Raw genomic sequence first — 22,102 nt, 5'->3', positions numbered from 1 at the left:
TGATGAGGGCAGGGAAGCAGAAATTGTCACCTGACGCTTAACGACGATCCAGCCACACGGTCTGCGCATTGCAGAATTCCCTGAGACCGAAGTGCGACAGCTCGCGGCCGAAACCGCTTTTCTTTACGCCACCAAAGCTGACCCTTGGATCGCTGCCACTGTAACCGTTGATGAACACGCCTCCGGTTTCCAGTTCGTCGGCCATTTTGCGAGCCTGATCAACGTTGCGGGTGTAGACAGTGGCGGTAAGGCCAAACTCGCTATCATTCGCCAATGCCAGGGCATGCTCGGCGTCCCGGGCCGTGATGATCGAGGCAACCGGACCAAATAACTCTTCCTTGAACGAGGTCATCTGGTCGGTAACGCTGGCGAAAACCGTTGGCTCATAGAAGTTGCCGGAGCCTTCTGTTTTTCTCCCGCCGAGCAACAGCGTTGCGCCTTCTTTCAGGGTGGCTTGCACCTGACCATCCAGCTCATCACGCAGATCAAAACGGGCCATCGGGCCGACGTAAGTGTCTGCCAGTAATGGATCGCCGACCGAGAGCTGGCGAGTTGCCTCGACGAACTTGCGGGTGAACTCTTCGACCACACCTTCTTCGACAATCAGCCGTTTGGCCGCTGCGCAGACTTGGCCGCTGTTCTGGAAGCGGCCGATCAACGCGGCCTGTACCGCGTCGTCCAGGTCAGCATCATTGAGCACGATGAATGGGTCGGAGCCGCCCAGTTCCAGTACGCATTTCTTCAGCGCTGCACCCGCCTGGGCGCCAATCGCCATGCCGGCACGAACGCTGCCGGTCAGGGTGACAGCTGCGATGCGTGGGTCGGCGATCGCTTTGGAAACGCCATCAGGCGTGACGTTGATGACTTCGAAAACACCGTCGATAAAACCTGCGCGCTTGAACGCGTCCAGCAACAGATAAGCACTGCCCATCACGTTTGGCGCGTGTTTGAGAACGTAAGTGTTACCGGCGAGTAGTACTGGAACTGCGCCGCGCAGCACCTGCCAGATCGGGAAGTTCCACGGCATCACTGCCAGGATCGGCCCGAGAGGGCGATATTCGATTTGCGCTTTGCCGCCTTCAACCAGTGTCGGCTCGGCATCGAGCATGGCCGGGCCGTGCTCGGCGTACCACTCGCAGAGTTGTGCGCATTTTTCGATTTCGCTTCGGGCCTGAGTAATCGGCTTGCCCATTTCCTGAGTGACCATGTTCGCCATATTAGCGGCGTTGTCCCGCAGCGCATTGGCTAACGCAATCATCAGTTGTGCGCGTTCAGTCACCGGCGTTTTACGCCATGTGGCAAATCCGCTGGATGCGCGCTTCAAGGCTGAGTCCAGAGCCAGTTCTGGTTCAAATGCGTAGTGGCCGATCTGTTCGCCATTGGCGGGGTTGATCGAAATAGCATGGGTAACGCTGGAGATAGTAGTCATTGCACCGTCCTGTCGGGTGGGATTGGGTTCAGATTACGGTGGTATTGTTTTTATGAAAACTGAATAATGCTGAGCGTATCTTTCACGAAAGGAGAATGGTGTGGATCTGGTTCAGCTGGAAATGTTCAAGGCGGTGGCCGAGCAGGGCAGCATCAGCGCAGCGGCGCAGCATATTCATCGCGTGCCTTCAAACCTGACCACGCGGATCAAACAGCTGGAACAGGATCTGGGCGTGGACCTGTTTATCCGCGAAAAAAGCCGTCTGCGTCTTTCGCCAGCAGGCTGGAGTTTTCTCGATTACGCCCGGCGCATTCTTGATCTGGTAGGGGAGGCTCGCGCCACGGTTGCTGGTGAAGAACCTCAGGGATCATTTGCCCTTGGTTCACTTGAGAGCACAGCGGCGGTGCGGATTCCCGAACTCTTGGCGGCCTATAACCAGCAATACTCCAAGGTTGAACTGGATCTTTCCACCGGCCCTTCTGGAACCATGATCGACGCCGTACTGGCCGGTCGGCTGGTGGCGGCTTTTGTCGACGGTCCGGTTTTGCACCCGGCACTTGAAGGTGTACCCGCGTTCGAGGAGGAGATGGTGCTGATTGCGCCGCTCAACCATGCGCCGATTGGTCGAGCGCTGGATGTCAGCGGCGAAAACATTTACGCCTTTCGCTCCAACTGCTCTTACCGGCACCACTTCGAGCAGTGGTTCGCCAACGACTCAGCAGTGCCCGGCAAGATCTTCGAAATGGAGTCGTATCACGGCATGCTGGCGTGTGTCAGCGCCGGTGCTGGTCTGGCGCTCATGCCGCGCAGCATGTTGCAGAGCATGCCGGGTTGTACCACCGTCAGCGTCTGGCCGATGGCAGAGGCGTTCCGGTTTTTGCGCACCTGGCTGGTATGGCGCAAAGGCACCGTGTCGAGAAGTTTGACCATGTTTGTGCGCATGCTGGAAGAGCGGGGCGTGGTCCAGCAAAAATGATCAAGCACCTGATCAGTAAAAGCCAACTTGTTGGCGAGACGTCGAATCTACACAGTTACATGTTCCGTCTCGCCAATAAGTTGGCTTTTAACAGGTCTGTTTCAAACTATCGTTCTAAACAATATTCATCATCACGACTTAAAACTTCTGTTTCCTGAATAAATCCGGAGAATACCCTGCATTGCAAACCCTGCCCCTTGGCAGATCCATTGTTCAGGATTTTCTTCATGCGTTTCTCTCTTCTCTGTACTTCTGTAATTGCCGTCTCTCTTCTCGCCGGTTGCGCCTCTGCGCCCAATCAGCCGACCCGTGTCTTGCAGACGGCGAAATCGCCAGAGCAATACACAGATTGCCTGGTGCCCAAGTTGCAGGAGCGTAAGTTCACGCCGACGTTGTCACAAAGTCAGCGCCACTACCGGATTGTCGTCTCCAGCGCTATCGCGGCAGACAATGTAATTGAGGCGTATAAGGCCCCGGCGGGAGGGAAGGTATTCTTGTATGAGCGCCGCCCGTTGGCTTCCAGTTTCACGCCTTCCAGTTTCGAACAGGCAGCGCAGGAGTGCCTGTAACGGCCTGACTCAGTGCAGCCCGCTGCGCTGACGCGTCGCCCTGCCTGTGACTGATCCTCACGCCTTCATTTTTTTTTGACTAGCGGTTCGATTTAGTCGCAGCCGCTCAAGCGCAATGGTTTGCGGAGTCCGGAGCGATCAATGTGTTGCTGGGGGGTAGCTTCCCCGGCGCGCGCTATCTCCAGACGCATCCCGGTCAAGCCTTCTCCCTCGAATCACACCCAGCTTTCGACCCACATCCACATCGGCATGGTCACCGCCGATACCAGCGTCGACAGGCAAATGGCCGAGCTGGTTTTCTGCACGTCTTCCTGCGTTCGTGAGAAGCCCAATACATTCAGGCCGCAAGGCGTCGCTGCCATCAGCATCAAAACCGCACGTGGCGTGCCGCTGATCCCGATAATCTTGCAGGTCACCAATACCAGCACGGGCATGATCAGCAGTTTTGCAAAGGTAATACCAACTGCCTCGATACTGGGGCGCAGACGATAACCTGCAAGATTGCCGCCGAGCACGATCAAGGCGCAGGGCAGGGCGGCCTGAGCCAGCCAGGTCGTCAGATGATCGGCCCACAACGGCATCGTCAGGCCCGAGAGATTAAGCAACACGCCGAGCAACAGGCCGATGATCATCGGGTTGGCCAGGCTGCCGACCAGGGTTTTGGCACTGAAAGGCTCATCACCGGCGAAGCTGTTGTAAAGGCTCTGGAAGCTGAACAGCAACAGGCTGTGCACCGCCAGAATAGTGAACAGCAGGACCAGGCCGGGATTGCCGAACAGGCTGGCAACCAGCGCAATGCCCATTAACCCGTTATTGCCAAAGGCAGCGGTCAGACCAAAAGGTGTCGGGTGACCGATGCGCCAATGGGCAACCAGATTGACCCCGGCAAAGATGATCAACGCGGGAATGAAGTAGGCCGCCAGAATCGTTGTGTTCAGGCCCTCATGCAGCGGTGCTTTGGCCATGCCGATGAACAGCACCATGGGCATGAATAGCTTGAACGCCAGTTCGCCAAAGGCTTTGTTGCTCTCCGCGGTCAGCGTGCCGCGACGACGCAGAAAGTAGCCCAGAACAATCAACAGAAAGATCGGCAAAATAGCTTGCGGCACGGCCACGGCATGAGGCTCCGGAAAAAATGTGCGGGCATTATTACCGTGGATGAAACGATCTGTCAGTGTTTTTTTCAGGCTAATTAATGGCTTGGCATACTAATTGCTATACCTGATTAACCTTATGTTATGCGTTTGCTGCAATGACGAGTGTTTTCCAGGCGGGTGAGTTGCAACTGTAGGACCGCTTCAGTCGGGAGGCCTACATTCCTGACAAATAATTCAGCGCATGTAACGACGCCCCCCTGCTGAAGCCGGTACTACGGTCGCTGGCGAACACGACATCTCGCACGGAAAAACGGTTTTCACGAAAAAAGCAAGGAGAGAGCTACACAATGCAATCTCTGAACCTGCGACAGATTGAAGTGTTTCGCGCAGTGATGATCACGGGCTCGATCAACGGCGCTGCCCAGTTGCTGCTGGTGTCCCAGCCGGCGGTGAGCCGTATGTTGTCCCATACCGAAGCACGGATTGGCTTTCGCTTGTTCGAACGGGTCAAGGGGCGGCTTTATCCTTCTCCTGAGGCGAGGCGGCTGTTTACTGATGTCGAGTCGGTGTATCGCAATATCCAGCGGGTCAATACCACCTTGCTGGACCTGGTTCAGCAGCGCCATGGAGTGTTGCGTATCGCCAGCAGCCCGAGCATGGGGCATCAAATGGTGCCGGACGCCGTGGCTGCTTTCCGGCGTAGCAACGACGATATCCGGGTCAGCCTGGAATGCCTGCGCCATGTGCTGTTGCGTGATCGATTGCTGGATCAGCAGGCCGACCTTGGCGTTTCACTGTTTCCCATCGATCACCCCAATCTGCGCGCCATCCCTTTGAGTGACATTCGCGTATTGGTGATCTGTCCCGCAGGGCATGACCTGGAGAGGGTTCCGGCCGAGCTATTGCCGGAGGCGCTGCTGGGCACCCCATTTATCGGCTATCCCTCCGATACGCCTTTTTTCAATATCATGAAGCCCGCATTCGAGCAGGCCGGACTGGCCTATCGACCGAACATCGAAGTGGATTCACCGCACCACGCCTGTGCACTGGTCAAAAATGGTTCAGGGTTTTCCGTGGTTGACGAGATTTCCTGGCGCGCCTCGGGCGTGCAGCACATGGCTGTTCTGCCATTTCTTCAGCAAGAGCGTCTGACAGTCAGTCTGGTGCATTTGCGCCGTGAGCCGTTGGCGCAACTCGCGCAAACGTTCGTTGAGCACCTGCGTGAAACCCTGCGTGCCAGTGGCTTCAAGTTGTTCGATGCGCCATAGCCCGCTGCGTCATAACAAAGAGTTAAGGATTGACGACGTATTGGCATACGACAACCCTCGCAGACTTTTTCACAATGGCCCCAGACACGGCGTAAGGGTGCGTCGGCAGGGGAGATTCGCAATGCGTGAGATAGTCATCGGCGGTGCACAACTGGGTGCAATCCAGAAGAGCGACAGTAGAGAAAGCGTCGTCCAGCGCATGCTTGCACTGCTTGAGCAGGCGCGGCAGCAGGGTTGCGAACTGGTGGTTTTCCCCGAGTTGGCCCTGACTACCTTTTTCCCGCGCTGGTACATGGAAGATCAGGCTGAGGTCGATACCTGGTTCGAGCGCGAGATGCCCAGCGCCGTGACTCAACCACTGTTCGATTACTCCCGGGAGCATGCAATTGCCCTGTCGTTCGGTTACGCCGAGCTGACTGCCGAAGGCCGTCATTTCAATACCTCCATCCTCACTGATCGCCAGGGAAACATCGTCGGCAAATACCGCAAGGTGCATTTGCCGGGGCACGTCGAGTTCGATACCGACCGCGATTTTCAGCACCTGGAGAAGCGCTATTTCGAACCCGGCGACCTGGGTTTCCCGACATGGTCAAGTCAGGACGCGGTAATGGGTATGTGCATCTGTAATGACCGTCGCTGGCCGGAGACCTATCGTGTCATGGGCCTGCAAGGTGTCGAGCTGGTGATGCTGGGGTACAACACGCCCTCGATCAACTCGCAGAACCGTAGTGAAGGTGAAGAGCAGCGGCTGTTTCACTCCGAGCTGGTCATGCAGGCCGGTGCTTACCAGAACGCTACCTGGGTAGTGGGTGTCGCCAAGGGCGGTGTCGAGGATGGCTTCCCGTTAATGGGGGGCAGCGTCATCATCGATCCCAATGGCTTTGTCGTTGCGAGGGCGAAAGGGCAGGGTGACGAACTCATAACGCACCGTTGCGACATGGACCTGTGCAACTTCGGCAAAACCACGATTTTCGACTTTGCCCGCCATCGGCGTATCGAGCACTACGGCATCATCACCAGCCAGACGGGTGTGAAACGCTCGGCGTAAAAAGCGTGTAGGGGCGAGGCTTGCCCGCGATAAGGCTGAACGCGATGGAGCTCATACCTGTGACGCCCTTATCGTGGGTAAGCCCCGCTCCCACACAAGCTGCGCTCCCATAAGAGTGCACGTTCACAGGTTATGAGTTTTACAGAGGACGATCCATGCGTACGGTGTACCTCAACGGCCAGTTTATTCCCGAAAACCAGGCCAGCATCTCGATCTTTGATCGGGGCTTCATGTTTGCCGATGGTATTTACGAGGTGACCGCGGTGTTGCGCGGCAAGCTGGTGGATTTCGATCTGCATCACGCACGCTTGCGCCGCTCTCTGGGCGAATTGAACTTGCGTCTGGATCTGAGCCGCGATGAGTTGCTGGCAATCCACCGGCAACTGATCGAACACAATGAGCTGGACGAGGGCCTTGTCTACATGCAGGTCAGCCGTGGCGCACAGGATCGCAATTTCCTGTACCCGGCCGAGGGCCATCCGCTGACGGTTGTGTTGTACACCCAGGCCAAGGTGATCGTTGACAGCCCGCTGGCGGCTCGTGGGATGAACATCGTCGGTCTGCCGGACCTGCGCTGGGGGCGCAGCGATATCAAGACCACGCAGCTGTTGTATGCCTGCATGGCCAAGGAACAGGCAAAGGGCATGGGCGCTTACGATGCCTGGCTGGTAAAGGACGGCATGATCACCGAAGGCACCTCCAACAACGCGTTCATCATCACGAGGGAAGGCGTTGTCGTGACTCGTGAATTGTCCAGCGCCTTGCTGCCCGGCATTACGCGCGCAGCCATGATTGCATTGCTCAGTGAAACCGGCTTGCGTCTCGAAGAGCGCGCTTATTCGCTGGATGATGCCAAACAGGCTGCCGAGGCCTTCGTCACCTCATCTACCTCGTTCGTCTATCCCGTGGTCACCATTGATGGTCAGGCCATCGGCGACGGCACGCCGGGCAAGCTCACCCGGCGCTTTCGCCAGCTCTACATAGATCACGCGTTAGAGGTGCTGATGTAGTGCCTCTTGTGGATACAGCCCGGACCAGGCTCCGCTCCCGCTTACTCAAGATTTTCATGACCGGATAACTCGCCAGGGCACCCGCAGAGGCGCTCGGCTCTACACCATTGCTCACACAGGAATTCTGCCGCCCACGACCTTCGCTCTCTGTAAGGAATGTTGCGCATGAAATTATCCCGATCCCTGGTCTCCCGTCTGTTGTTGCCGGTTGGGCTTATGGCCGCTCTGCATGTTCCCTTTGCCCTGTCGGCCGAGAAAACCCTGCACGCTGTGATGTCGTCTTCGCTGCGTGTACTCGATCCGATTGCCACCACGGCACAGATCACTCGCAACCATGGCTACATGATCTACGACACGCTGATCTCCATGGACGAGCATTTCGTGCCTAGGCCGCAAATGGCCGAATGGACCCTGTCGCCGGACGGTCTGGTCTATACCTTCAAACTGCGCGACGGTCTGCTCTGGCACGATGGCAAGCCGGTGACCGCTGCGGATTGCGTGGCCTCCCTGAAACGTTGGGCGCATTACGACGTGGGCGGAAAGTTGATGATGCAGTACACCGCCAGTCTGGTGGCCAGTGACGAGCACACCATCGTTCTGACGCTGGCCAAACCCTTCGGCTACGTGCTGCCGCTGATTGCCAAACCGTCCTCGGTGGCAGCCTTCATGATGCCCGAGCGGGTTGCCAACACCCCGGAAGGCAAGATGATCACCGACTACACCGGCTCCGGACCGTACCGGTTTGTCGCCAGCGAGTTCGATCCCGGCAACCGCGTGGTTTACGAAAAATTCAAAGAGTATGTACCGCGCAAAGAAGCACCAAGCGGTACGGCCGGTGGCAAGGTCGTTAACGTGGACCGGGTCGAGTGGATCAACATGCCCGATCGCATGACCGCGATCAACGCACTGTCTTCCGGCGATATCGACTTCATCGAGCAATTGCCCATCGACCTGCTGCCCATGGTCGAAGCAGACGACAACCTTAAGACCGGCGTACTCGGCGATCTGGGGTCGATGACCGGCGGGCGCATGAACTTTCTATACCCTCCATTCGACAACCCGGACATCCGCCGCGCCGCCATGCTGGCACTGAACCAGAAAGACGTGCTCGATGCGCTGGTGGGCAATCCCAAGTATTTCCGTCAGTGCGCGTCAGTCTTCGCCTGTGGCACAGAGCTTGAAACCGAGGCAGGCGGTGAGTCGCTGCTCAACGGTGGCAATCCTGAAGAGGCCAAGGCCTTGCTCAAGAAAGCCGGTTATGACGGCACGCCGGTGGTGATCATGCAGCCCACCGACGTACCTAGCCAGGCACCGCAACCGGTGGTCGCGGCCCAGGCTTTGCGTAACGTCGGCTTCAAGGTCGACCTGCAACCGATGGACTGGCAGACCCTGGTGTCACGCCGCGCCAATCAGAACCCGCCCGCTCAGGGCGGCTGGAATCTGTTCTTCACCTATTGGAACGTGCAGACCATCTGGAACCCGGTGGTCAACCCGATGCTAGACGGGGGCGGTAAGCGCGCCTGGTTCGGCTGGCCGACCGATCCGCAGATGGACGAGTTGCGCGTGGCGTTCGCGACGGCTACTGAGCCGGTCAAGCAGAAAGAAATTGCTGTGCAAATCCAGAAGCGTGCCATGGATCAAGTGAGCTACATCCCGCTTGGCCAGTACCACGACGTATCGGCCTGGAATGCCCGTGTCAACGGCCTGCTGCCAGGGCCATCGACGGTGTTCTGGAATGTGAAGAAGGATTGAAGGCTGAACTCGGGGCAAGCCTCGCTCCTACAGAACCTGCGCAGTCCCGCAGGACCGGCTAAAGCCGTTCCTGCGAATTTTCATGTTTGTGTACCAGACAACGGATCAAGCCCATGCTCAGTTACTTCTTTCGCCGCATTCTGGCGGCGATCCCGGTCATGTTGGTGGTAGCGCTGTTCGTCTTCCTGTTGCTGCGGCTGTCGCCGGGGGATCCGGCAGCGATCATTGCCGGTGACATGGCAACCCCGGAGCAACTGGCGGCCATTCGCGAAAGCCTGGGTCTGAACCAGCCGCTGTACCGGCAATTCTTCGTCTGGATAGCGCAACTGCTGCAGGGCGACTTCAGTACTTCGCTGATGGCCCATACCCCGGTGCTGGATATGATCGGTCAACGGGTAGAGCCGACCCTCAGCCTCGCGCTGGTATCGATCATGTTCACTATCCTGATTTCCGTGCCGCTGGGCGTACTGGCAGCCTGGAAACACGGTAGCTGGATCGACAATCTGGTCATGTCCACCTCCGTGCTCGGTTTTTCAGTGCCGGTGTTCGTGATTGGTTACGTGCTGATCACGGTATTCGCCATCGAACTGAAATGGCTTCCAGTCCAAGGGTTTCGCAGCATCAGTGACGGCATCGGGCCCTTTGCCCAGCGCATCGTTTTGCCTGCGTTGACCTTGTCGTCGGTGTATATCGCACTGGTGGCGCGCATGACCCGGGCGAGCATGCTCGAAGTGCTCGGCGAAGACTACATTCGCACCGCCCGTGCCAAGGGCTTGTCCGAAGTGCATGTGCTGTTTCGCCATGCGTTGCGCAACGCCATGATCCCGATTCTCACCGTGATCGGCACCGGCTTCGCCATGATGATCTCCGGCGTCGTAGTGACCGAAAGTGTCTTCAACATACCGGGACTGGGGCGCTTGATCGTCGATGCAGTGCTGGCCCGTGACTATCCGGTGATCCAGGGCATGATCCTGCTGACCAGCGGTGTGTATGTCGTTATCAATCTACTGATCGATCTGTCGTACGCGATCAGCGATCCACGCATCCGTTACTGAGGGCCTGACTGTGAGCAAATCCGCTTCTCTGACCCTGCCCGGACCCCGGCGACGCCTGATCGGCCTGCCACGGGTGCCGCTGGTTTCGGCGATATCACTGGTGGTTCTGGTGTTGATCATTGCCATGGCGATTTTTGCGCCGTGGGTGGCCAACCACGACCCTGTTGCCTTGTCACCGGCCAATCGACTCAAACCGCCCAGCGCCGATTTCTGGCTGGGCACCGATGCTTACGGTCGCGATTTGTTTTCGCGGATTGTCTACGGCGCACAGGTTTCGCTGATGGTCGGTATCGGCGTGACCGTCCTGAGCATTCTGATCGGGTTGCCGTTGGGTTTGCTGGCGGGTTATTTCCGTGGCCTGGACGCGGTGTTGATGCGCGTCATGGATGGCCTGATGGCGATCCCCGGCGTGCTGCTGGCGATTGCCATCGTGTCCCTGAGCAGCGCCGGAATCTGGACTGTGATGATCGCCATCATGATTCCGGAAATTCCTCAGGTCGTACGTCTGGTGCGTTCCCGGGTGCTGTCGGCACGGGAAGAACCTTACGTCGAAGCCGCCGTGCTGATGGGCACGTCGACCGTCAGGATTCTGCTGCGTCACTTGATGCCCACGACCCTCGCGCCGCTGATCGTGCAGGGCACCTATATCTGCGCCTCGGCGATTTTGACCGAAGCGATCCTGTCGTTTCTCGGCGCCGGCATCGGTACTGAAATTCCGAGTTGGGGCAACATTATTTCCGAGGGCCGGGTGTACTTCCAGCTCAAGCCATCACTGGTGTTGTGGGCTGGCCTGGCGCTGTCGCTGTGCATTCTGTCGATCAACCTGTTGGGTGACTCGGTGCGCGATGCCCTGGACCCACGGATGAAAAAGAGGGGAGCGGCATGAGTGAAGTTCTGCGCGTTGAACAGCTCTGCGTGAGCACAGCCGAAGGCAAGCCGATCCTGCACAACATTTCGTTCGAGATCGCCGCAGGGGAAACCTTGTGCCTGGTGGGCGAGAGTGGTTCGGGAAAATCAGTGACCTCTCTGGCTACCCTGGGGCTGCTGCCCAAAGGCGCGCTTCTGGCTGAAAGCGGACGTATCCTGCTCGAAGGTGAAGACGTTCTGGCCGTCAGCAATAGTCGCCTCAAGGCGTTGCGCGGCAATAGCATGGCGATGATTTTTCAGGAACCGATGACCGCCCTGAATCCCGTCCTCAGTGTCGGGCGGCAAATCGACGAAGTCCTGCAAACTCACACCAGCCTGGGGGCTGCCCAGCGTCGGGCGAAAGTCATGGATGCCTTGTCTCAGGTGCATCTGCCGGAGATCGAGCGCATCCACGATGCCTATCCGCATCAACTGAGCGGTGGTCAGCGCCAGAGGATCATGATTGCTATGGCGCTGGTCCTGGAGCCGCGTCTGTTGATTGCCGATGAACCGACGACAGCGCTGGACGTCACCACCCAGCAGCAGATTCTCAAACTGATCCGCGAGCTCCAGCAAAAGCATGGCACCGCCGTGCTGTTCATTACCCACGACATGGGCGTGGTGGTGGACATCGCCGACCGGGTTTGCGTAATGCGCCATGGTGAAATCGTCGAATCCGGCACTGTCGACGACGTGCTGTCCCGGCCTCGTGAGCCATACACTCAGGCGCTGTTGGCGGCCGTGCCAGCCCTGAAGCCTCGTCCGTCGCGGCTGGAGTCCAGCCCGCAGGTGGTGCTGGATGTCAGTGAACTGGGTAAGGTCTACCCGGCGGCCGGCGGTGTGCTCAGCTGGTTTGGCAAGCAGCGCCAGGGCACGCGGGCGGTGCATGAAGTGTCGTTCCTGCTCAAGCGTGGACGTACGCTGGGGATTGTGGGCGAAAGTGGTTCCGGAAAATCCACGGTGGCGCGCTGCGTGATGCGCTTGCTGACGCCTACGCATGGCGCGGTGCGAGTCACCGGCAAGGACATTTCCGAGCTGTCGCCGGCCGGGCTCAAGCCTCATCGCAAACGTATCCAGATGATTTTCCAGGACCCGAACCGCTCGTTGAACCCGCGCATGACCGTCGGCAAAAGCCTGATCGAAGGTCCGATGAACTACGGCGTGAGTTTCGTCGAGGCCTGGCAGCGCGGTCAGCAGCTGCTGGAGTTGGTGGGGCTACCGGCGGACGCCATTGAGCGTTTCCCTCATCAGTTTTCCGGTGGTCAACGCCAACGCATCGCCATCGCACGCGCCCTGGCCATGGAGCCGGATGTGATCGTCGCCGATGAGGCGGTTTCAGCGCTGGACGTTTCCGTGCAGGCTCAGGTCCTGAAACTGCTCGACGATATCCAGCAACGTCTGGGCGTGGCCATTTTGTTTATCACCCACGACCTGCGGGTCGCGGCGCAACTGTGTGATGACGTACTGGTAATGCAGCACGGTCAGCTCATCGAATACGGTCCTGCCGGACAGGTGCTGGGTAACCCGCAACACACCTACACCCGACAGTTGATGGATGCCGTGCCGGGTAAGGGCTGGGATTTTGCTACTGGCCAGAGGGCGTGCGTATGACCTTTGATTTGTTGTTTCGGCAGGTCACCGTCGTCGATGGCACCGGTGCCGAGCCTTACGTGGCCGATGTTGCAACCTGCGCTGATCGCATCATTGCTATCGGTGATCTTGCCGGGCACTCGGCAGAACGTGTCATTGACGGCAATGGACGTTGCCTGATGCCGGGCTTTATCGATGTTCACACTCATGACGACACCAATGTGATTCGCACGCCGGACATGCTCGCCAAAATATCTCAGGGCGTGACCACTGTCATTGTTGGTAATTGCGGTATCAGCGCCTCGCCGGTCACGCTGCCCGGCGTGCCGCCAGACCCGATGAACCTGCTGGGCGGTCGTGAGGCTTTTATTTATCCGACGTTCCAGGCCTATGTGGCTGCGGTCGAACAGGCCCGGCCTGCCGTCAACGTCGCGGCACTAGTGGGCCACACCGCGTTGCGCAGCAATGTCATGCCCGGTTTTGATCGCCCGGCCAATCGGGATGAGCTGCAACACATGTGCAGCGCCTTGCAGGGTGCGCTTGACGCCGGGGCCATCGGCCTCAGCTCCGGGCTGGCTTACACCAACGCGAAGCAGGCACCGGGCAGTGAGGTGCAGGCGCTAGTGGATATTGTCGGTGCCGAAGGTGCGTTGTACACCACCCACATGCGCGACGAGCACGCAGGTTTGCTGGACTCTCTGGAGGAGTCGTTCAGTACCGCACGCAAGGCCGGTGCCGATCTGGTGATCTCGCACCTGAAATGCGCCGGGGCCGGTAACTGGGGCCGCGCACCGCTGGCCCTGGCCGCGCTGGAACAAGCCGCCGCCGGACAACCCTGTAACTGTGATTGCTATCCCTATGCAGCCAGTTCCACCACCCTGGATGCGTGGCGGGTGGACGGCAAAATGGAGATTTACATCACTTGGTCCGACCCGCATCCGGAGATGGCCAGACAGACACTTAAAGACATTGCCGCGCAGTGGGATGTGTCGCAGCTGGAAGCCACCGAGCGCTTGCGTCCGGCCGGGGCGATCTACCACATGATGAGCGAAGACGACGTACGCCAGATTCTCGCGCACCCGTTGTCGATGATTGGTTCCGACGGTTTGCCCAATGACCCCAATCCGCATCCGCGCCTGTGGGGCACTTTTCCACGGGTGCTGGCGCATTATTGCCGGGATCTGAAGCTGTTTGATCTGGCCGAAGCGGTACGCAAGATGACCGGGCTGTCCGCGAAACGCTTTCGCTTGCAGGATCGTGGTGAACTGCGCGAAGGCGGTTTTGCCGATCTGGTGCTGGTAGACATGCAGCGCATCGAGGATGTTGCGACTTACAGTGACCCGTGTCGTCAGGCGCCGGGGATTGATCTGGTAGTGGTCAATGGCGTGCCGAGCTATGAAGGCGGCCAGGTTACTCGGCGGCAGGGACGTTTGTTGAAACGCCAGCCTGCCGCTGCGCGTGGTTAGCTGATGGCAGCCGTCAGCATGATTTCCACTCGTACATCCGGCGAGGCCAGGTCGGCTTTGATGGTGGCGCGGGCCGGTGCTGCGCCTTCAGGCAGCCATTCGCTCCAGACTTCGTTCATGGCGGCGAAATCAGCGTCGATGTCCTTGAGCCAGATCTGCGCGCTGAGCAGTTTTGATTTGTCGCTGCCAGCCTGGGCGAGCAGGGCGTCGATCTTGGCCAGCACCTGGCGAGTCTGTCCGGCGCAATCCTGGCTGCGGTCGTCTGGCACCTGGCCGGACAACCAGGCCAGGCCATTGTGGACAACGGCGCCTGCAAGGCGTGGGGTGACGGAAATTCTCTGGATGCTCATGGCGACTCCTGGCGGGATAAGTGAATCAGGGAAACTAGCCAACTCCAACCTTCAGCGCCAGTACCGATTTGACGGTCAACCATAACCCCGTGCTAATCAACCAAAGGAGAGATAGCGTGCAGGTAATCGTGATAGGTGCCGGTGTCGTCGGGCTGACCAGCGCCTGGTATCTGGCTAGCCAAGGAGTTCAGGTGACCCTGGTGGACCGCCATCAGGAGGTCGCTCAGGAAACCAGTTTCGCCAATGGCGGGCAGCTCAGCTACAGCTATGTCGCGCCCTTGGCTGATCCTTCGGTGATCAGCAAGTTGCCGCAATGGCTGCTGCGTGCCGACTCGCCCTTGCGCTTCCGTCCGCGTCTTGATCCCGCGCAATGGCGCTGGTGTACGGAATTTCTCGCCAGTTGCACGACCTCGGCGGTACGCCGGACCATTGGTGACATGCTCAGCCTCTCGTACCTGAGCCGCGATTCGCTGGATGAGCTGTTGAGCCAGCACGCGTTTCAATTCGACCTGTTGCGCAGCGGCAAACTGGTGATCTATCGCGATGCCAAGGCCTTGGTGGGCGCTGAACCCATGGTTGACTGGCAGCGCTCGTTGGGCGCTGATCAAAAAATCCTCGACGGTGCGGCGTGCGTCGCGCTGGAACCTACTTTGCGTGGTATCGGCCATGAGCTCGCCGGAGGCATCTACACCCCCGGTGAAGCGACGGCCGACTGCGCGGGGTTTTGCATGGGCCTGCGCGGTTTACTGGAGCAAATGCCCAACGTAACTCTGGCACTGGGAACCCAGGTGCGCGAACTGGTGCATGAGGGGCATCGGGTTGTGGCGGTGCGCACCGATAAGGGGGACCTGGAAGCCGATTCGGTAGTGGTCGCCGCGGGGATGTTCAGCGTGCCGTTGCTGCGTCCATTGGGTGTAAAACTCCCGCTGTATGGTTTGCGCGGCTACAGCCTGAGCGTGCCCATGGCGGCGGGCAGCGAAGCGCCGAGCCTGAGCGTGACCGATGCCTCACGCAAAGTGGTCTATGCACCGCTGGGTGAGCGTCTGCGTATCGCGGCGATGGTAGACATGGGCGTGGATCGCGCCGAAGTCGACCCGGCCCGGATTGCGTTGCTCAAGCAGCAGGTCGCCGAAACCTTCCCGCAGCTGGATCTTGCTCAAGCCCGGACCTGGGCCGGTCTGCGCCCTAGCACCCCGCACAGCAAACCGATCATTGATCGGGCAGGACGTTTCAGCAACCTGTGGTTGAACGTCGGGCAAGGGGCTCTGGGCTTCACCCTGGCACTGGGCAGCGCCAGACTCCTCGCCGCGCAAATGCTGGGCCAGCCGTCGCCGATTGATTCAGCGCCGTTTCGGTTGGGTTGATGCATTTATGCCGGAGCGTACGAGTACCTACAGATTCTGTCTTGCTCCAGACAGACTTTACCCGGTGGGAGCCAACGTGTTGGTGATGCGTTGTGTCGGCCACTGATTTTTCAGAACAGTGGCCTCTCGCGAACACGTCCCCACAGAGACTGCGTTATCCCGTAGGACCAGTTTTAGCCGGGAGGACGTCGCATTGTAATGCGGCGGTAGAAGCTGATGGCGGCCCGTGGGCAACAAAACATGGACAGCCAGGATCATTTATTTTTATTATGAAAATAGTTAGATATATTATTTATTTATATCAATTCGTTCTATGGTTACAACCGTTTCCATATCCCGATTTTTTATCCATTACTTCACCAGGACCCATCGAGTGCCAACCCGACACATGAAGGTTGCCGTTCATTCCGTTATCGAGTCGACCCATGAGCAAGCTTGATCGACACATGCGCCTGGGCCTGTTCATTCAGGCCGCAGGTCATCATTCCGCAGGCTGGCGTTACCCTGGCGCCCAGGCAGGTAGCGAGAACTTCCCGCTGATCCGCCAACTGACCCTGGCTGCCGAACAGGCCAAATTCGACATGGTGTTCTTCGGCGACAAACTGGTCACCAATGGCAAGGAACATCCATCGATGATCGTTCGCCTTGAGCCGGTAGCACTGCTCGGCGCACTGGCGTCCATCACCGAAAAAATCGGCTTGGCCGCGACGGCATCTACTACCTATAGCGAGCCGTACACCATCGCCCGACAGTTCGCCACGCTGGATCATCTGTCCGCGGGGCGGGCGGCCTGGAATGTGGTGACCACCGGTTATGACAGCGCCGCCAACTTCACCCGCGCTACCCATCCTGACCATGCCCAGCGCTACGCGGTCGCCGAAGAGTTCGTTGATGTGGTGCGTGGTCTGTGGGACAGCTGGGAAGATGATGCCTATGTACAAGACCCGGATTCCGGCGTCTTTCTCGACCCGGCCAAGCTGCATGGGCTGGATCATAAAGGCGAGTTTTTTTCTATCGCCGGACCGTTGAACGTCACCCGTGGGCCGCAAGGTCATCCGGTATTGATCCAGGCCGGATCGTCGGGGCCGGGCATGGCATTGGCCGCGCGAATCGGCGAAGTGGTGTTCACCGCTCAGCAGGGCCTGGCCGAGGCTCAGGAATTTTATCGTGACCTCAAAGGCCAGGTCGTCGCTCAGGGCCGCAAACCGGAACATTGTCTGGTAATGCCGGGCGTTATGCCGATCCTTGGCGCAACAGCCGCCGAGGCGCAGGCGCGCTTTGATCAACTGCAAAGCTGGAACGATCAGGAAGCCGCGTTATTGATGGTCGCCGACCGTCTTGGCCACGATTTGTCCGGGTTCGATCTGGATCAGCCGCTGCCTGACTTGCCACTGCCGCAAAACATGAAAAGCCGTGCTCAGTTACTGCTGGACCTGTCCCATCGGGATGGCCTGACCCTGAGGCAGATCTGCAACCTGGCAGCGGGTGCCCGAGGCCACAAAATTGTCATCGGTACGCCACAAACCGTGGCCGACGAATTGATCGCCTGGTTTGAGGGGGAGGCCGCTGACGGTTTCAACCTGATGCCAGCTTACTTCCCGGAAGGCCTGAATCACTTCATCGATGGCGTGCTGCCCATCCTGCGCAAGCACAAGTTGTTCCGCGAGGATTACACCGGCACGACGTTGCGCGAACACCTTGGCTTGCCCGTTCCGGCTAATCGGCACGGGTAGCCTTCAAGGCTGAGTCCGATTCTGTAGGAGTCCGCGAGCTCTCATCAGATATGAAATAACTATCCGGCATGGGATGGTTTTCAGCTGTAGGAGCGCGCTTGCCCGCGATTGCATCGGGTCAGGCAACACATTTTCGCTGACGCACAGGATCGCGAGCAAGCTCACTCCTACAGGACCGGGCTCATCTCGGAAGATGCGTATTCATGCCATGTGCTGATGTAAAAAAATAAAGTGATAACAAAAAATAATATTAGGTTAGATCGCATTGGCATTTCACAGGCCTGTATTCAACGCTTATGTTCATGCTCAATCCGGCCTCATGGCCGTCGACCATGAACGGGTTGCCTTGCGTGCCGTCCCGCGTTCTAGCCACGAGGTTTTCATGACACAGATTGTAATCGCCACACAGCATGACGAAGAGGTCAACGAGCTGCTGCGCCAGCGTTTGCCTGAGTACACATTTGTGCAGGTTGGCACCGGTACGCCGAGCTCGATTCCTGCCGAGGCGACTATTTTGCTGGCGCGACCGGTGTTCCGCGCGGGCAGCGGTGAGAAACCGCCACGTCCAGAAGGCTGGCCGTTCAACCTGCAATGGATTTACCTGTCTTCTTCCGGCATCGATACTTACCCGGAGTGGTTGTTTGAAGTGCCGCAGGTCACGTCAGCCCGTGGCACGTCTGCGGTAGCTGTGGCGGAGTTTGCATTGGCGGCGATTCTTGCCAGCGCCAAGCGTTTTCCCGAGGTCTGGATATCCGAAGCTGCGCAGTGGCAGCGGCATTCCTTGCAACTGGTCAGTGGCAGCGTGTTGGGAATCGTAGGGTTTGGAGCGATAGGCAGTGCCTTGGCGATTCGCGCGCAAGCACTGGGCGTGAGGGTGATCGCCACTAACCATTCCGGCAAGCCGTTTTACGTGCCGGGGGTTGAGCGGGCGAAGAACGTGCAGGCGCTGTTTGCGGAGTCTGACCATGTGGTCGTCGCGGCCCCGGCGACGGAGGAGACGCGGCATCTGGTCAACGCAGAGCTGCTGAGTCACGCCAAGCCGGGTTTGCACTTGATCAATATCGCGCGGGGTAGTCTGGTGGATGAGGACGCACTGGTTGCAGCGCTGGATGCAGGGCAGTTGAGCCGTGCAACGCTGGATGTCGCCCAGAAAGAGCCATCGCCCGCCGACCATCCGTTCTACAGCCACCCGAAAATCCGCCTGTCGCCACACGTTTCTCCGGCTACCGGCGACCTGTGGGGCAATGTCGTCGACCAGTTCGTGAGCAACCTGCTGCGCTTCCACAAGGGCGAGCCGCTCGCTGAGCTGGTGGACTTCAAGCGCGGGTATTGAGGCGAGCACAGTCCCTGGAGGAGCTCACCGAGGTTACGAGGCCAGCGATGACGGAGTGTCAGACGAACCGTTATCGCTGGCCTCGTAACCTCGGCGAGCTCCTACAGGGACAGCGTTTTCTACAAACAGAATCGCATTCCATTTCAAACCGCGATCTGCACCGCGCGCTCACCCAGCGCTTCGCTGACCACTTGCACAATCACCTGCGCCTCGGTCCGCACCAGCCAGTCCGGGCTGACTTCAGCAAAGATCACTTCGCCGTGCTGACCGATCACTACCACTGCCGGTTGCGGCAATTCCCAGGTGCCGGTGCCGGTGACTTCACCGATACCGCCGCCACCTTTGCTTAGTGCCGCCTTGCGCGACGCTTCGTCGAAGCTGTAGAGAATGCCCAACTGCCGCGCCAGAGTGTTGTCCTTGTCGGTCGCAACCTGAAACCGCAAGTCATGACGCTGTTTGATCTCGATCAGCCGCTCCGGTACTTGCGGACTGACCGCCACCAGCGGCACACCCAGTGCCTGCAACTTGGGGAACAGCTGGCGTTGGTAGTAAGGCAGGGCAATGTTGCACGCCGGGCAGCCCGCAAAACGGAAGAAAATCAGCACTGCGGGGCCGTAAGCCGTGAGTTTTTCACGCGTCAGCGTGCCGCCTTCGACGTTGAGCAACTGGAAATCCGGGATTGGATCGCCGCTCTGTACAAAGCGTGCATGTTGCGCGGCATCCACCAGGGTCTGGCGCTGATTGATATTGACCTGCAAGGCTTCCGGCGCCCAGGTAGTCAGGCGTTCGGCATGCAGGTCTGCCAACAGTTGGTTTAATGATTCACTCATGGTTGATGCTCCTGATGTGAGTTTTTCTACCGAGGAAGGGGTTTGCTTTTATGCATGACAGCGGCTTACTTGGGGCATGCAGGTGTTTCTTGCGCTCACTTCTGTGGGAGCATGGCTTGCCAGCGATAAGTTCACCGCGGTCTGAAGTGAATCGCGTCCAGCCTTATCGCCGGCAAGCCGCGCTCCCACAGGTAGTCACTTGGCTAGAATGTCTGGTTCAGGCGTCAGCCGGACGCCGCACCCGATGCGGAATATCGTCGTCGGCGATCAGCACACGCTCCATGCGTCGCGGATAGTCGCCGTAGTTGTAGACCGGGTAGTGCAGGGTGGAGCGGTTGTCCCAGAAGGCGATGGAGTGCTCGCGCCATTTGAAGCGAACGTGGTGTTCCGGCTTGTTGAATTCCTGAAGCAGGCGCTCGATCAGCCGCTTGCTGCGCTCCGGCTCCCAGCCGATCACCGACGGGTTTTGCGAGAAGTTGATGAACAGGCTGTCTTCGCCGGTTTCCGGGTGTGTGCGCACCAGTGGATGGGCCAGGATCGGGTAGTCGTAGCCCACCGCATCCAGGGATTTTTTGAAGTCATGGACTACAAACAGCGTGTCGATTTCTTCGCGCAGTTGATCCGGCAGCGCCCTATACACCGCACCAGCGTCGGCCCAGACGGTATCGCCGCCAACTTCCGGCAGGTCCACGGCCCTCAGGATCGCGCCGAAAGTGGGCTTCAATAGCCAACTGGTGTCGGTGTGCCAACGCCCGGTGGTTTTGGGGCCGTACAACTCACGTGCATCCTGGGCCTGAATCAAGTGCGCATAGGGTTTGCTGGTGTCGTTCTTTTGCGTGGTGGGGTGTTCGTACAGTTCGCCGAAGGCCTTGGCGAAGGCGATCTGTTGCTCGGTGTTGATGTTCTGGTCGCGGAAGAAAATCACTTTGTGCTCCAGCAACAATGCGCGGATCTCGTCGCGTTGTGCTGCGGTGAGCGGCCGGGTCAGGTCGACTCCGGCAATTTCCGCGCCGATGGTGGGTTCCAGGCGAGTGACTTTCAGGGATCTGACAATCTGCAGCGGAGGTTGCTGATGAGTATCGACTTGGGTCTGCTGTTCGAGAATCGCGGACATGGCGGGTGACACCTCTGTTTTTTTGTTAAGGGTTAACCTCCGCCTGGAGAAGGGGTCGGGTAGGGACGCTGACTTGCTGTTGGATATATAAGCATAATGATTTGGTTAACTATGCGAATTTTTCATGATTAACATAGAACAAAAATGCATGTGCTGATTCCATCTGACTAACCCTGTGCACATTTCAAGATCATTAAATTTAATAATTATCTTAGATTAAAATGTGCTTTTTAAATGTTTTCTTATGCGTTTAGGCTGCTCCGACACGTACCGCATCTGTCGGTCCTGAATATCTACGGAGCAGCCCCATGAGCAATGTCAGTTCCCTGCCTCTTCAATCCCAGCCGACTGGCTCCGGCAGTGTCCGCGAGCGCGTATCGCCAGAAGAATGGGAGGTAAGGGTCAAACTGGCGGCGGCTTACCGTCTGGCGGCACAGAAACGCTGGACTGACCACATTTACACGCACTTTTCGGCGCGCGTGCCGGGTAAGGAGGAGCACTTCCTGATCAACGCTTTCGGTTTGCTGTTTGATGAAATCAGCGCGTCGAATCTGGTCAAGGTCGATCTCGACGGCACCATCGTTGATGACCCGACAGGGCTGGGCATCAACTACGCAGGCTATGTCATCCATAGCGCTATTCACGCCGCCCGCCACGATCTGGTGGCTGTGCTGCACACCCATACCCGCGATGGCATCGCCGTTTCAGCGCAAAAAGGCGGCCTGCTGCCGATCTCCCAGCACTCGCTGGGCTTCTCGGGTCGTATCGCTTATCACGGCTACGAAGGTGTGGCACTGGACCTCGACGAGCGCGAAAGGCTGGTGGCCGATCTGGGCGACAAGAGCGTGATGATCCTGCGCAATCATGGGTTGTTGACTGGCGGTGTCAGCGTCGAACACGCATTCCAGCAACTGCATCGACTGGAATACGCCTGCAATATTCAGGTGGCCGCTCAATCAGCCGGCAATGACGAGCTGATCTATCCCCCGGCTGAAGTCGTGGCCCGGGTTGAAGAGCAGGCCAAGGTCTTCGCTGATGGTCATGGTCCGGGTGTTGCTCGTCATTGGAACGCACTGATTCGTGAGCTGGAACGCAGCGATACCTCTTACAAGGAGTGATGCGTTTCTGTAGGAGATCGCGCGCTATCTCTCGGCAAATATAGAACCTGCAGGAGCTGCCGGAGGCTGCGATCGCGGTACGTCAGGATGACTA

Annotated in this window: 19 protein-coding genes; 14 read left to right on the top strand and 5 right to left on the bottom strand. The window is 58.5% G+C overall.

Features of this window, described 5'->3' with window-relative positions; all coding sequences use genetic code 11:
* Positions 1 to 37 precede the first annotated feature (37 nt).
* Positions 38 to 1,429 carry an aldehyde dehydrogenase family protein gene (locus tag AUC60_RS06295; RefSeq protein WP_087265226.1) on the bottom strand — a complete coding sequence of 464 codons (1,392 nt, stop codon included), beginning with the start codon at positions 1,427 to 1,429 and terminating at the stop codon, positions 38 to 40.
* Between the two features lie 100 nt (positions 1,430 to 1,529).
* Here AUC60_RS06295 and ptrR point away from each other — a divergent pair, with 100 nt between their 5' ends.
* Both ptrR and AUC60_RS06285 read left to right on the top strand, forming a co-directional pair.
* Positions 1,530 to 2,405, top strand: coding sequence for a putrescine utilization regulator PtrR (ptrR, locus tag AUC60_RS06290; protein WP_087265225.1), 876 nt, complete (start codon positions 1,530 to 1,532; stop codon positions 2,403 to 2,405).
* Positions 2,406 to 2,632: 227 nt separating this feature from the next.
* Positions 2,633 to 2,974: a hypothetical protein gene (locus tag AUC60_RS06285; RefSeq protein ID WP_087265224.1), complete on the top strand. Its 342-nt coding sequence runs from the start codon at positions 2,633 to 2,635 to the stop codon at positions 2,972 to 2,974.
* A 215-nt stretch (positions 2,975 to 3,189) separates the two neighbouring features.
* Here AUC60_RS06285 and AUC60_RS06280 read toward each other — a convergent pair whose 3' ends face one another.
* Positions 3,190 to 4,089, bottom strand: coding sequence for an AEC family transporter (locus tag AUC60_RS06280; protein WP_087265223.1), 900 nt, complete (start codon positions 4,087 to 4,089; stop codon positions 3,190 to 3,192).
* 329 nt (positions 4,090 to 4,418) lie between these two features.
* On the opposite strand from AUC60_RS06280, the gene AUC60_RS06275 reads away from it, so the two are divergent.
* The 8 genes from AUC60_RS06275 to AUC60_RS06240 all read left to right on the top strand — a co-directional run bounded on the left by AUC60_RS06275 (position 4,419) and on the right by AUC60_RS06240 (position 14,166).
* Positions 4,419 to 5,339 carry a LysR substrate-binding domain-containing protein gene (locus AUC60_RS06275; protein WP_087265222.1) on the top strand — a complete coding sequence of 307 codons (921 nt, stop codon included), beginning with the start codon at positions 4,419 to 4,421 and terminating at the stop codon, positions 5,337 to 5,339.
* Positions 5,340 to 5,460: 121 nt separating this feature from the next.
* Positions 5,461 to 6,387: an N-carbamoyl-D-amino-acid hydrolase gene (locus AUC60_RS06270; protein WP_087265221.1), complete on the top strand. Its 927-nt coding sequence runs from the start codon at positions 5,461 to 5,463 to the stop codon at positions 6,385 to 6,387.
* A gap of 155 nt (positions 6,388 to 6,542) precedes the next feature.
* Entirely contained in the window at positions 6,543 to 7,397 is an 855-nt protein-coding gene (locus tag AUC60_RS06265) for a D-amino-acid transaminase (protein WP_087265220.1), read from the top strand.
* 165 nt (positions 7,398 to 7,562) lie between these two features.
* On the top strand, positions 7,563 to 9,149 hold the full coding sequence (locus AUC60_RS06260) for an ABC transporter substrate-binding protein (RefSeq protein WP_202973066.1): 1,587 nt from the start codon (positions 7,563 to 7,565) through the stop codon (positions 9,147 to 9,149).
* Between the two features lie 113 nt (positions 9,150 to 9,262).
* A complete protein-coding gene (locus tag AUC60_RS06255) occupies positions 9,263 to 10,204 on the top strand; it encodes an ABC transporter permease (protein WP_087265218.1) in 942 nt (313 codons plus the stop codon).
* A 10-nt stretch (positions 10,205 to 10,214) separates the two neighbouring features.
* Positions 10,215 to 11,090, top strand: coding sequence for an ABC transporter permease (locus AUC60_RS06250; RefSeq protein ID WP_087265217.1), 876 nt, complete (start codon positions 10,215 to 10,217; stop codon positions 11,088 to 11,090).
* Entirely contained in the window at positions 11,087 to 12,721 is a 1,635-nt protein-coding gene (locus AUC60_RS06245; protein ID WP_087265216.1) for an ABC transporter ATP-binding protein, read from the top strand. The genes AUC60_RS06250 and AUC60_RS06245 overlap by 4 nt, the downstream gene beginning before the upstream one ends.
* Positions 12,718 to 14,166: an N-acyl-D-amino-acid deacylase family protein gene (locus tag AUC60_RS06240; RefSeq protein ID WP_087265215.1), complete on the top strand. Its 1,449-nt coding sequence runs from the start codon at positions 12,718 to 12,720 to the stop codon at positions 14,164 to 14,166. The genes AUC60_RS06245 and AUC60_RS06240 overlap by 4 nt, the downstream gene beginning before the upstream one ends.
* On the opposite strand, the gene AUC60_RS06235 is transcribed toward AUC60_RS06240, so the two are convergent.
* Positions 14,163 to 14,516 carry a RidA family protein gene (locus tag AUC60_RS06235; RefSeq protein ID WP_087265214.1) on the bottom strand — a complete coding sequence of 118 codons (354 nt, stop codon included), beginning with the start codon at positions 14,514 to 14,516 and terminating at the stop codon, positions 14,163 to 14,165. The two genes, AUC60_RS06240 and AUC60_RS06235, sit on opposite strands and share 4 nt — an antisense overlap.
* Positions 14,517 to 14,632: 116 nt before the next feature.
* On the opposite strand from AUC60_RS06235, the gene AUC60_RS06230 reads away from it, so the two are divergent.
* From AUC60_RS06230 to AUC60_RS06220, 3 genes are all read left to right on the top strand, one after another.
* Entirely contained in the window at positions 14,633 to 15,880 is a 1,248-nt protein-coding gene (locus AUC60_RS06230; RefSeq protein ID WP_087265213.1) for a D-amino acid dehydrogenase, read from the top strand.
* Positions 15,881 to 16,305: 425 nt separating this feature from the next.
* Complete coding sequence (locus tag AUC60_RS06225) at positions 16,306 to 17,613, top strand: LLM class flavin-dependent oxidoreductase (RefSeq protein ID WP_087265212.1); 1,308 nt, start codon at positions 16,306 to 16,308, stop codon at positions 17,611 to 17,613.
* Positions 17,614 to 17,995: 382 nt separating this feature from the next.
* Positions 17,996 to 18,946 (top strand): D-isomer specific 2-hydroxyacid dehydrogenase family protein, encoded by a 951-nt coding sequence (locus AUC60_RS06220; RefSeq protein WP_087265211.1) that lies wholly within the window; start codon positions 17,996 to 17,998, stop codon positions 18,944 to 18,946.
* Positions 18,947 to 19,089: 143 nt separating this feature from the next.
* Here AUC60_RS06220 and AUC60_RS06215 read toward each other — a convergent pair whose 3' ends face one another.
* Positions 19,090 to 19,776 (bottom strand): peroxiredoxin-like family protein, encoded by a 687-nt coding sequence (locus AUC60_RS06215; protein WP_087265210.1) that lies wholly within the window; start codon positions 19,774 to 19,776, stop codon positions 19,090 to 19,092.
* A 217-nt stretch (positions 19,777 to 19,993) separates the two neighbouring features.
* A complete protein-coding gene (locus AUC60_RS06210) occupies positions 19,994 to 20,890 on the bottom strand; it encodes a TauD/TfdA dioxygenase family protein (protein WP_087265209.1) in 897 nt (298 codons plus the stop codon).
* Between the two features lie 308 nt (positions 20,891 to 21,198).
* Here AUC60_RS06210 and AUC60_RS06205 point away from each other — a divergent pair, with 308 nt between their 5' ends.
* The gene (locus AUC60_RS06205; protein WP_087265208.1) at positions 21,199 to 22,008 is read left to right on the top strand and encodes a class II aldolase/adducin family protein; all 810 of its coding nucleotides are present in this window, start codon (positions 21,199 to 21,201) and stop codon (positions 22,006 to 22,008) included.
* The last annotated feature ends 94 nt before the right edge of the window (positions 22,009 to 22,102 follow it).

Origin of the sequence: Pseudomonas caspiana (assembly GCF_002158995.1) — a bacterium.
GTDB classification, from domain to species: domain Bacteria; phylum Pseudomonadota; class Gammaproteobacteria; order Pseudomonadales; family Pseudomonadaceae; genus Aquipseudomonas; species Aquipseudomonas caspiana.
This window is presented reverse-complemented; position numbering and strand designations above follow the sequence as displayed.

What these genes read in the sequence shown, in the direction of transcription:
- AUC60_RS06240 (WP_087265215.1), top strand. Translation starts at nt 12,718, where the DNA reads ATGACCTTTGATTTGTTGTTTCGGCAGGTCACCGTCGTCGATGGCACC.
- AUC60_RS06270 (WP_087265221.1), top strand. Translation starts at nt 5,461, where the DNA reads ATGCGTGAGATAGTCATCGGCGGTGCACAACTGGGTGCAATCCAGAAG.
- AUC60_RS06285 (WP_087265224.1), top strand. Translation starts at nt 2,633, where the DNA reads ATGCGTTTCTCTCTTCTCTGTACTTCTGTAATTGCCGTCTCTCTTCTC.
- AUC60_RS06255 (WP_087265218.1), top strand. Translation starts at nt 9,263, where the DNA reads ATGCTCAGTTACTTCTTTCGCCGCATTCTGGCGGCGATCCCGGTCATG.
- AUC60_RS06235 (WP_087265214.1), bottom strand. Translation starts at nt 14,516, where the DNA reads ATGAGCATCCAGAGAATTTCCGTCACCCCACGCCTTGCAGGCGCCGTT.
- AUC60_RS06245 (WP_087265216.1), top strand. Translation starts at nt 11,087, where the DNA reads ATGAGTGAAGTTCTGCGCGTTGAACAGCTCTGCGTGAGCACAGCCGAA.
- AUC60_RS06225 (WP_087265212.1), top strand. Translation starts at nt 16,306, where the DNA reads ATGAGCAAGCTTGATCGACACATGCGCCTGGGCCTGTTCATTCAGGCC.
- AUC60_RS06260 (WP_202973066.1), top strand. Translation starts at nt 7,563, where the DNA reads ATGAAATTATCCCGATCCCTGGTCTCCCGTCTGTTGTTGCCGGTTGGG.
- AUC60_RS06275 (WP_087265222.1), top strand. Translation starts at nt 4,419, where the DNA reads ATGCAATCTCTGAACCTGCGACAGATTGAAGTGTTTCGCGCAGTGATG.
- AUC60_RS06210 (WP_087265209.1), bottom strand. Translation starts at nt 20,890, where the DNA reads ATGTCCGCGATTCTCGAACAGCAGACCCAAGTCGATACTCATCAGCAA.
- AUC60_RS06220 (WP_087265211.1), top strand. Translation starts at nt 17,996, where the DNA reads ATGACACAGATTGTAATCGCCACACAGCATGACGAAGAGGTCAACGAG.
- AUC60_RS06265 (WP_087265220.1), top strand. Translation starts at nt 6,543, where the DNA reads ATGCGTACGGTGTACCTCAACGGCCAGTTTATTCCCGAAAACCAGGCC.
- AUC60_RS06295 (WP_087265226.1), bottom strand. Translation starts at nt 1,429, where the DNA reads ATGACTACTATCTCCAGCGTTACCCATGCTATTTCGATCAACCCCGCC.
- AUC60_RS06215 (WP_087265210.1), bottom strand. Translation starts at nt 19,776, where the DNA reads ATGAGTGAATCATTAAACCAACTGTTGGCAGACCTGCATGCCGAACGC.
- AUC60_RS06205 (WP_087265208.1), top strand. Translation starts at nt 21,199, where the DNA reads ATGAGCAATGTCAGTTCCCTGCCTCTTCAATCCCAGCCGACTGGCTCC.